Raw genomic sequence first — 3,228 nt, 5'->3', positions numbered from 1 at the left:
GAGTATCCCACGCGTGCGCATGCACGAAAAGACATCATCGCCTATATTGAGCTGCGGTACAACCAGATTCGGCTCCACTCCGCAATTGACTACCGAACTCCCAACGAAGTAGAGTCCGAGTGGTTCGAACGGAACCAGGCAGCGTAGAGAAACCAAAGATGCGCTGTCCGAAATCTTTCCGGCCCCTCAGTCCGAGCCTGGCTGGTCGCATTGGCCGACGGCGAACCACGCGCACACCCCCGTGCCGAAGCGACGCTGCACGCCTACTACAGCCGCGTGAACCCGGTGATCGGCGCGTGGTCCGTGACTCGTTCGGCCCTGCGCGAGATCACGCGCGACGAGGTGAAAGCGGCGTTGGACACGATGTCCGGACACCGGCGCAACGGCACCTTCGTCGCACTGCGATCGCTGTTCGGGTTCGCCAAACGGCACCGCCTGATCTTCGCCGATCCGACCCGCAGCCTCCACATCGGCGCAATGCCGCGCCGCACAGCACTTCCGATGACCGATCACCAAGTCGACACCGTCACCGCTACCGCGGTCACGCCGCTCCAGCGGGTCGCCGTCGCATTGGTCGCCGTTTACGCCGTCCGGGGCAGTGCCCTGCGGAATCTGCTGCTCGACGATGTCGATCTCGCCGGGAGCCGGATCCTTCTGGCCGGCGTCACCCACCGGCTCACCGAATTCACCCATGCCGTTCTCACCGATTGGCTGGCGTACCGGCACCAGCGATGGCCCCACACGTCCAACCCCCACCTCATCGTCTCGCGTGACACCGCGCTCACCACCGAGGCCGTCGAGGCATATCACCTGACTTGGCACCTCAGCCTGCTCGGCATCGAACTCGAACAGATCCGCGCCGACCGAGTCCTCAACGAGGCATTGGCGACGAACAACGATCCACTCCATCTGGCGATAACCTTCGGGCTCAGCGACAAGACCGCGATCGACTACGCAGCCATCGCCCGCACTCTCATCGCGCGACCGATCGAGGCAGCTACCGGCTCAGCTTCGGACTGGGACTGAGGCGATCGCACAAGCGCTCCCTGCGACAGCTATATGGCGCTTCGCGGACTCTGGTAGATCGACGACCGAACTCCGCCCGGCTGGCGTGACCGGCTCGGTCGGTGCGACATGCGACATGCGACAGGCGAATGCTTTGGTAAGCGCTATCGGTCGAACCCATTGGTGTGGACTGCGTGGCCGTAGGAACTCGACGGCGGTGCAGCCAGAAGCGAGACCATCTGCAAAGACACAGCCCGGACGGGCTCGCTGCGGGTGGTCGCGTCGTGCGCGTCCTTCGACACCCACAGCTGCGTCACCCAGACAGAGTCCGGGTCGTCGATCGGCGCGTTGATGCTGTATGCCACCAGCCCGCTCGAGTCCCCGCCGGCTCGCACCGCTTCCTTGATCAGCTCGATCACAGCGTCCCGTTGGTTCGGCTGCGCCGACACGCGCGCGTAGACGCTGAACATCTCGGTGTCAGTCAATGGATTCACTTCCCTCGATCGTGGACATCTCTCGATCCCGCTGGGGTGCTACCGGGCCGATTCTGGTCCGGTTCGGCAGTCACAGACGGCGGTCTCCTGGGTTAGCCCGTAGCGCGAAGCGGCAGAACTCGTCGGCCGCGTCGATGTTCTGCGGGGTCTTTCCCAGCAGAGATTCCATGAAGGCCGGCGCGGGCGTTCCCGGCCAGGTGTGCCCCATGCCGTCGATCGACCAGGCCGCCACCCGGGTCCCGCCGACGCCGGCGCTGGCCGTGTGACGCGTCACCGCCAGATCGGCGGGGCCCGGTCCGGCTGGGGTCTGTTCGACAACTGCTTCGCCCGCGCAGCGATCGAGTTCGGCCCAGTGTTGCGCAGATTCGGTGAGTGACAGTGTGCGGCCGAGTAATTCATCGTTCGGTCCGCGGCGCCGCGAATGCCCGCCGCCGATCGGAACGATACGGTCGGCGGTGCCGTTGATCAGCAGCGCCGACACCGCATGGGTCGGCCGCACGTCCGTCAGCGCGGCGGGCAGGCCGCCCGCGATCGAGAGGAAGGCTGTCACAAGGTCAGCGGCCTCCAGCGCCATCCGATGCGCCATGAACGCGCCGTTGGAGATACCGGCGACGAGGACGTCGCTGCCGCAGGTACCGAAGCGGTCGGCGCAGTGTTCAGCAACAGCGCGCAGGAACGCGACATCGTCAACGCCACGCTGCTCATCGCGGCTGACACCCCGGCCGTCGGCCCACCTGCCGGTATAGGCATCCGGATAGGCGACCGCGATGTCGTACCGCTCGATACACGGGCCGAAACCGGCCGTCCGCTGTCCTCGCGATTCGACCGAACGCTGGAGCGGACCGAGCAGCGACGAGCGGTGGCCGTGCAGGACGAGTAGCAGTGGCAGGTCCGGCTTCGGCATGGCAGGCAGATGTAGTGCGAAAGTACGGCGGCGCCCGTCGACCCACAATTTGACGTTCGTCACCAATACCTCGATCCAATATATACAGGCATACTGCGCAGTTCTCCTGTATTGTATGGGTCGATGAGTGAAAGTCAAACGGGCACCGGAGAATTGGCAGAGGAGCTGCATGCTGTGGTCGGCGCACTGGTCCGGTCGATCAGGACCGCAGCGCCGGCCCGGGATATCACCCTGGCCCAGCTGTCGATCCTCAAGCGTCTCGATCGCGAGGGCCCCCACACCGCCGCCGAACTCGCCCGCGCCGACAAGATTACCCACCAGTCGGCCGCCGCCACAGTCGCCGCCTTGGTCGACCGCAGACTCGTGCAACGCCGCACCGATCCCGCAGACCTGCGCCGACGCGTGCTGACACTCACCGACACCGGCCGCGAGCTGGTCGCCGAGCGACGCAACACGGGCGACGACCATTTGGCGGATCTACTCGTCCAGCGTTTGTCGGATTCGGAACTGGATGAGGTCCGCAGAGCTTTGCCACTGCTGCGCCGATTGCTCTGAATCGAGTCTCGCCCGCTTGAGCGCATCGCTGCCCGTCGATGTACGGCCCGCCTGGGCACGGGTCGTCACAATGTCCTGGCCTGTTTACCCTCCGGCGCATCGGAGCGATCATCACGGAGGTGATCGAGGAGTGGACAGAAGACGTGGCGAATCACCCTCTACCAGGGAACATCCCGAACTGACACGAAAATATGGTGACCACCACGGGTGACCACGGGTGTTGGTGATTTATTCGGGTTGAGTAATGGGTTGGAGGGTGACCCGGTAGCC

4 protein-coding genes are annotated in these 3,228 nt (G+C 64.9%); 2 read left to right on the top strand and 2 right to left on the bottom strand.

The window, feature by feature from the left end; translation table 11 throughout:
* The first annotated feature begins 210 nt into the window (after positions 1-210).
* A complete protein-coding gene (locus ACIRRA_RS45680; RefSeq protein WP_402782330.1) occupies positions 211-1,026 on the top strand; it encodes an integrase in 816 nt (271 codons plus the stop codon).
* A 143-nt stretch (positions 1,027-1,169) separates the two neighbouring features.
* Here the strand turns inward: ACIRRA_RS45680 and ACIRRA_RS45675 are convergent, their stop codons facing one another.
* The gene (locus ACIRRA_RS45675) at positions 1,170-1,490 is read right to left on the bottom strand and encodes a putative quinol monooxygenase (RefSeq protein ID WP_402782327.1); all 321 of its coding nucleotides are present in this window, start codon (positions 1,488-1,490) and stop codon (positions 1,170-1,172) included.
* Between the two features lie 79 nt (positions 1,491-1,569).
* The gene (locus ACIRRA_RS45670; protein WP_402782324.1) at positions 1,570-2,541 is read right to left on the bottom strand and encodes an alpha/beta hydrolase family esterase; all 972 of its coding nucleotides are present in this window, start codon (positions 2,539-2,541) and stop codon (positions 1,570-1,572) included.
* Between ACIRRA_RS45670 and ACIRRA_RS45665 the strand changes: the two genes are divergently transcribed.
* Positions 2,527-2,958: a MarR family winged helix-turn-helix transcriptional regulator gene (locus ACIRRA_RS45665; RefSeq protein WP_402782321.1), complete on the top strand. Its 432-nt coding sequence runs from the start codon at positions 2,527-2,529 to the stop codon at positions 2,956-2,958. The two genes, ACIRRA_RS45670 and ACIRRA_RS45665, sit on opposite strands and share 15 nt — an antisense overlap.
* The last annotated feature ends 270 nt before the right edge of the window (positions 2,959-3,228 follow it).

The sequence above is a fragment of the Nocardia sp. NPDC101769 genome, assembly GCF_044766925.1.
GTDB lineage: Bacteria > Actinomycetota > Actinomycetes > Mycobacteriales > Mycobacteriaceae > Nocardia.
The sequence above is the reverse complement of the archived record's forward strand: the minus strand, read 5'-3'. Positions and strand labels throughout refer to the sequence as shown.